General features: G+C 60.7%; 6 protein-coding genes. 5 read left to right on the top strand and 1 reads right to left on the bottom strand.

The window, feature by feature from the left end:
* On the top strand, positions 1-221 hold a 221-nt coding region (locus tag GIW04_RS26520; RefSeq protein WP_236479355.1), incomplete at its 5' end, for a hypothetical protein.
* Between the two features lie 29 nt (positions 222-250).
* Complete coding sequence (locus tag GIW04_RS26515) at positions 251-1456, top strand: DUF1835 domain-containing protein (RefSeq protein WP_034134241.1); 1206 nt, start codon at positions 251-253, stop codon at positions 1454-1456.
* 15 nt (positions 1457-1471) lie between these two features.
* Here GIW04_RS26515 and GIW04_RS26510 read toward each other — a convergent pair whose 3' ends face one another.
* Positions 1472-1993 (bottom strand): hypothetical protein, encoded by a 522-nt coding sequence (locus GIW04_RS26510; protein WP_003192436.1) that lies wholly within the window; start codon positions 1991-1993, stop codon positions 1472-1474.
* Positions 1994-2191: 198 nt separating this feature from the next.
* On the opposite strand from GIW04_RS26510, the gene GIW04_RS26505 reads away from it, so the two are divergent.
* The 3 genes from GIW04_RS26505 to GIW04_RS26495 all read left to right on the top strand — a co-directional run.
* Positions 2192-2881 carry a fimbrial biogenesis chaperone gene (locus GIW04_RS26505; protein WP_120248893.1) on the top strand — a complete coding sequence of 230 codons (690 nt, stop codon included), beginning with the start codon at positions 2192-2194 and terminating at the stop codon, positions 2879-2881.
* Positions 2882-2904: 23 nt separating this feature from the next.
* A complete protein-coding gene (locus tag GIW04_RS26500; RefSeq protein ID WP_003192439.1) occupies positions 2905-3888 on the top strand; it encodes a fimbrial protein in 984 nt (327 codons plus the stop codon).
* A gap of 57 nt (positions 3889-3945) precedes the next feature.
* Positions 3946-6363, top strand: a 2418-nt coding sequence (locus GIW04_RS26495) for an ATP-binding protein (protein WP_236479354.1), incomplete at its 3' end; no start/stop codon positions are given.

Raw genomic sequence — 6363 nt, 5'->3', positions numbered from 1 at the left:
CGAGCTTGCTCGCGAAAAAACCACAGGCACCGCGTTTATTCAGGAAGCACGCGTTATCGTTGACGTTTTTCGCGAGCAAGCTCGCTCCTACATTTTTGGGGTTGCCACCCGATGGCAATGCTGCCTATATTTCCGCCTGGCGCTCTCTACGCCACCTTCCGCGGAAAGGGCTGCGCCCAAGACATCCCAGCTCCACCCATTTCTACGACTCCCAACCTTGAAGCGGAAAAGGTTTGTGCAAGGAGCTCGTATGTCGCAACGCCCTTTAGCCTCCACTACCAATGGCCGCCTCAACCTTGAGCAGCAGCGCAAGCGCGCCAAGGAACTGTTGTCGCAGCTGAAAAGCCTAGACCCCAGCGCAACCTTGTCCCAGGCTCAATGGCAGGTAGCCAAACAGCTGGGCTTCGCCAGTTGGCCCAAGCTCAAGGCACACGTCGACGCCCTCGACTTTGCCGCCCGCCACCCTGGTTTCGATGCCAGCGATGAATCCCGCACCACCCACTGGCGCTGTGGCAACGATATTGCCCACAGCCTGCAACTGGCCGGGTTCAAGGGACAGTTCCGGATGCTCACGGACCCGCTGTGCATGGGGCCAGTGCGTGAACTGCCCAGCGAAGCGTTCCGAGCGATGCGCAGTACCTTTATCAGTCAGGCCTTTGCCATTGACTCCACTGAAGTTGCGCATCGCATCAACGATGAATACAACCAACTACAAGCCTTGAACAACGCCGATCCCAGTGTGCTGTGGTGCGAGGCGGACGCCTACGATCAATTGTTCCTGGTCCGCGCCCTGGCTGGCCTTGAGCAGGCGCCGCGCAAGCTGGAGCTGATTGAGGCAGACCGAATTCCCGGAGTCGAGCGATTTATCGGCATAGGCCAATTGGCCCCCGATGTGCTGGCCTGGCTCTGGCCGCAGCGGCGCTTGATCGACGACGACGCAGTGCAGTTGGCCAAACGGGTCTGGTCGGCTTACTGCGACAGCTCACCGCTCAACCTCGCGGAACTGGCCCATGGCAATCACCCTGCCCTGCCTTTTCTGGCACCGGCGTTACGGCGCCAGCTACAGGAGTTGCCGGGTATCGAGGACGGTTTGTCACTGACTGAACGTTTGTCCCTGAGGTATATCGCTGAGGCCGGGCCTGTGCCTTTCGGTCGGGTGTTTGCCGAGTTGATGGCCAAGCGCGAGCCACTGCCTTTCCTGGGCGATATGATGTTTCACGCGCTGCTGCGCCCATTGATTGATGGGACGGCGCCGCTGCTGATCGAGGCCGAAACGGACGTGGAGTGGCCGCGCCGCGTATTGGCGCTGACGCCACTGGCGCATCAGGTACTGGACGGCAATGCCTGCTGGCTGGAGCACGCCAGCCATGAGCGCTGGGTCGGTGGTGTGTGCCTGCGGCCACGGCAACCTCATTGGGCACTGGGCCTTGATGATCTGCCCGTCTGGCGTGACTGATGCTGCGCGATACGATCAGCGCTTGGGAAACAACCCCACGGCACATGCCACCACAGTCGGGTCGCCCTGGTAGACCGCCCGCGGGCTCATCGAAGGCTGGGGCGCTCGGCCGTCCACGGCGCGCAGCATGGGCCACTCAGCGGTCGGAGAACTGTGTGCCGGATCGACAATTTCCATGCAGCGACGCAGAGAGGTGAAGTCTGGCGACTGTGACAACGACAGGTGCAGGGTCTGGCTGACCGAGACCGACACTACCGAGCGCTGCGCACATTGCCCGTCATAGATCAGCGTGTGGCGGATCAACGGGTTGTCATGGCAGTACTTGAGCAGGTTGACCTGCCGCGAGTGCACCAGCGCAGTGTTGATGATCAGCAGGTCAAACGCCACAACGCCCGAGCGTGTCAGTGCCTGCAACTCGTCGAACGAACTCAACGGGGCGATGCGGTGATAGCCCAGCTGGTTGAGCATTTTCTCGATCTTGATCCGTTGCAAAAGCTCTGCATCGGCAATCAGAAGGCGTAACGCTTTATTGGACATAGGGTAAACCTGACAGTTGGGCATCCGCGTCGATCATTCAACGCTGAGCAAAGTAACCGTCAGGGGTGAACCCTGACTTTAAGGCGATTCTGAAACGGCAATCCGGGGCACACCGTACTTTTAAGAATCGCCTCAAAGCCTTCGCGCCACTCGCTACCTACCATGGGCTGCGTTCCCTTACCCGACCATGGAATTACCGTGTTCATGTTTCTACTCAGAATGGGGCTGCTCGCCTGCGGCCTGCTGGTGCTTGCGCCCCCGCCTGCCGATGCGGCGCTGAAGATCGAAGGCACCCGCCTGATCTATTTCGGCCAGGACAAGGCCGCCGGTATCAGCGTGGTCAACCAGGCCTCGCGGGAAGTGGTGGTGCAAACCTGGATCACCGGCGAGGACGAATCAGCCGACCGCACCGTGCCCTTTGCCGCCACCGAGCCATTGGTACAACTGGGCGCCGGGGAGCATCACAAGCTGCGCATCCTGTATGCCGGTGAGGGCTTGCCCAGCGATCGGGAATCGCTGTTCTGGCTCAATATCATGGAGATCCCGCTCAAGCCTGAAGACCCCAACAGCGTGCAGTTCGCGATCCGCCAGCGGCTCAAGCTGTTCTATCGGCCCCCCGCACTCCAGGGCGGCTCGGCCGAGGCGGTGCAGCAATTGGTATGGAGCAGCGACGGGCGCACGGTGACGGTCAACAACCCCAGCGCCTTCCACCTGTCGCTGGTCAACCTGCGAATCGACAGCCAGACGCTCAGCGATTACCTGCTGCTCAAGCCCCATGAACGCAAAACCCTGACCGCGCTCGACGCTGTGCCCAAGGGCGCCATTCTCCACTTCACCGAAATCACCGATATCGGTTTGCAAGCCCGTCATAGCACGGCGCTCAACTGATAAATCACGGGGTATTTATACCAATGTCACTGACCAAACGCTGTTTACCCCTACTGATATGGGCCTGCGCGGTCCTGCCCGCCACCAGCCACGCACTGGCCTGCCGCGAGGACGGCACCAACTCGATCATCACCCAGGAAGCGCTGGGCACGGCGCTGGCAGTCGCCGCCGACGCACCCAACGGCACCATCATTTGGGAATCCGGCCCGCGCTCGACCAATGTCATCTGCAAGGACGACTACCTCCACGGCCGTGAGGAAGTGTATTTCTATGTCAACCCGGCCAGCGTGAGTATCGGCACCGGGATCCGCGTGGGCATTCGCTATAACAACCAACCGATTACCCAAAGCACCGGTAAGGTCGGTACCGGTTTCTTCTCCGACCGAGGCTGCAATTTGTCCAACTGCGTGGGCTGGGACAAGGCGCGCTTCACCCTCAATTTCAGCGTGTTCATCGAGAAGTACGACCCCACGCCACCGAGCGGCCAGGCCAGCACCCTGACCTCTTACCGCGTGTTCCAACTGGACGGCGTGCGCGGGCTCAACTCACGACCCAACAGCAACTTCAATTATGTGGTCACTGGCATGAACGATATCCGCTTCGTGCCTTGCACTCCCGAACTGACCATCAGCCCCAGCGTGGTCAACTTCCCCACACCTTCGCGCAAAGCCTCGATCGGTGAAGTCGCCAGCAGCGCGAACTTCAGCCTGAACCTGCGCAAGGGCTGCGACACGCCCTATACTGTCAGCGCACGCTTCGCCACCACGCCGGGCGGCGGCAGTGTGAACAATGGCCTGCTGGTGCCGGACAACAACAGCTCAGTCGGCATCTCGCTGTCTCGCGCCGAGAGCCAGCAGCAACTGCCCTTCAATAACTGGTTCACGCTGCAGGAGCTGATGGGCCTGGGCCAGAGCCACGATGAATTCCGCGCCGACCTCAAGTGGCGCACCCTACCGATTCCCGGAGCGTTCGACGCTGCCGTAGTGGTGGATATGTACTACAAGTAGGTGATTTTTAAGGATCGTCTTATGCCACCGGCAGAGGCCCAGACGTAAAGTCTGCCGATGCGATTGAAAAGTTATCTGCTCCAGATCAACCCCGTCCTCTCCCGACCCGAAGCAGCCAGAAGGCTGCTTCGTATTTTTGCGAGCGTGCTGCTGGTAGGCATCCTCAGCGGGGTCTATACCTTTTTGCTGTCGACCTTCAACAACGACATCTCCCAGCGCCGCGGCTACATGAGCAGCGCCATTGCCGAAGCCCATACCTTTTTCACCAACCGCCAAGCCCTGCTCGAAAGCCTGAGCCTGTCGGCAGTGCGCAAGCAGTCCAGGGTCTATCCGTCCTCGGCCGAAGAACAACACCTGGAATTGGGCGACACATCGGGCAACCAGTGGAGCATCTGGCTGACCGCACGCATGCGCGACTACCTCAAGGCCACACAGCTGAACCTACTCTATGTAAACGCCGGCCCCAACCCGCAAGTGATGCGCCTTTACGACGCCACCGCGCAGGTATTGCCGATTTCCAAATGTATGCTCAACCGCCTCAAGGCTCTGCAGCACACCGACCCGGCCACGCTTAACGAACTTTGGCTGAGCGACAGGACTGAACAGCACTCGCACCTGTATATCTTCATCCGCCTGGACGAGCGTGATCGCGACTCCGGCTGGCTCGGCCTGGAGATGGATAGCCGTGAAGTCTCATCGACACTCAGCGACCAGAGCGCCGGTGAGTTCATGATGCTCAATTCCCAGGGCATGCTGGTGTTCACCAACAGCACCGATACACAGTTGAGCCAGCAACACCTGAGGCCCGGCGAAGACAGTTTTTTCGGTTTTGTCGGCAGCGGCTGGCTGCCCGACCACCTGGTGATTCGCAAACACCTGAAGTCCTCTGAATGGCAGTTGATGTACTCCATCGACCTGCGTGCGGTGGTCACCGGCCTGTGGAAACAGCTGCTCGGTTCGCTGCTGTTCTGCCTGTTCAGCCTGACACTGATCTGGCTGGTGATGCGCCGCGTCGATCAGCGTTTCATCATTCCGTCGATCCATCGCATCCAGGCGTTGATCGAAAGCGAAGCCTTCGGCCGCGATGTGATCCAGACCGCGCCAGTGGCCCTTTGCGTGCTGCGCCGCACCGACGGCCGGGTGGTACTGGAAAACACCCTGGCCCAGCAATGGCTGGGTAACGGGCCGGAGCGCGAGGCGCTGCGCGCCGGCTGGATCGAGCAAGCCTTTGCCAACGGACCTTCCGAGCGCAGTGACTACTTTGAAACCATCGACGGCCGTCACCTGTACCTGAGCAGTGCACCGACCCGCTACAAAGGCGAAGACGTGCTGTTTTGCGCCTTCAGTGACATCAGTGCGCGCAAGCAGGTCGAGGCGGCGCTGGAAGAGGCGCGGCAATCGGCGGACGCAGCCAACGCGGCAAAAACCCTGTTCCTGGCGACCATGAGCCATGAAATCCGTACACCGCTGTATGGCGTGCTCGGCACCCTGGAACTGCTGGCGCGCACGCAACTGGATGCACAACAAAAGGACTACCTGCAGGCGATCGAAGGCTCATCGTCGACCTTGCTGCAACTGATCTGCGATGTGCTGGACGTATCGAAGATCGAGGCCGGGCAGTTGGCACTGGAGATGGGCGAGTTCTCGCCGCTGGACCTTGTGCATGAAATCATCCAGGGCTACGCCGCAGCCGCCCACGCCAAGGGCCTGCAGCTGTATGCCTGCTTCGATCCCAAGCTGCCGGAACGCCTGATCGGCGACGTAACGCGCATCCGCCAGATTCTCAATAACCTGCTCAATAACGCGGTGAAATTTACCGACTATGGGCGCGTGGTAATGCGGGTCAAAGTGCTGGGCCGCGACGGGGAACGCTCCAGTCTGTTGTGGCAAGTCTCGGACACCGGCAAAGGTATCGCCCAGGAAGACCAGGCGATGATCTTCGAGCCGTTTTACCAGAGTGAAGGCAATACCAATGTGGTCGCCGGCACCGGCCTGGGCCTGCCTATCTGCCAGCGCCTGACGGAGTTGATGAACGGCAATATCCGCATGGTCAGCGAACTCGGCCTGGGCAGCAGTTTCAGCCTGATCCTACCGTTGGAAGAAGCATCTGTTCCACCGATGACACCGTTGCTGGCTGAGACCATTTACGTGGCCTCGCCGATCCCGGAACTGGCAAACGCGATCGCCGGCTGGTTGCGCCGCTGGGGCGCAAGGGCCCAGGCCGGCTTGCCGACGCTGGCGGACACGCATCTGCTGTTGCAAGTGCACCCCGGCAGCGTCGACCCGTTGCTGGTGCCCGAGTGGCCCGGGCCGGTGATTCACGTGAGCAGCAACGCCTGCCCCGGCGTAGAAGCCGACGCCGGCGCCTGGCACGTCAACCTCAACCACCTGGGGGCTATTCATCAGGCCGTGAGCCAGGCGCAAGGGCTATGGGTGGCCCGTGCCGATGAGCAAACGCACCGGCGGGATCTGAAC

This window comes from Pseudomonas sp. PA-4-8C (assembly GCF_021606625.1).
Taxonomy (GTDB): Bacteria; Pseudomonadota; Gammaproteobacteria; order Pseudomonadales; family Pseudomonadaceae; genus Aquipseudomonas; species Aquipseudomonas lactis.
This window is presented reverse-complemented; position numbering and strand designations above follow the sequence as displayed.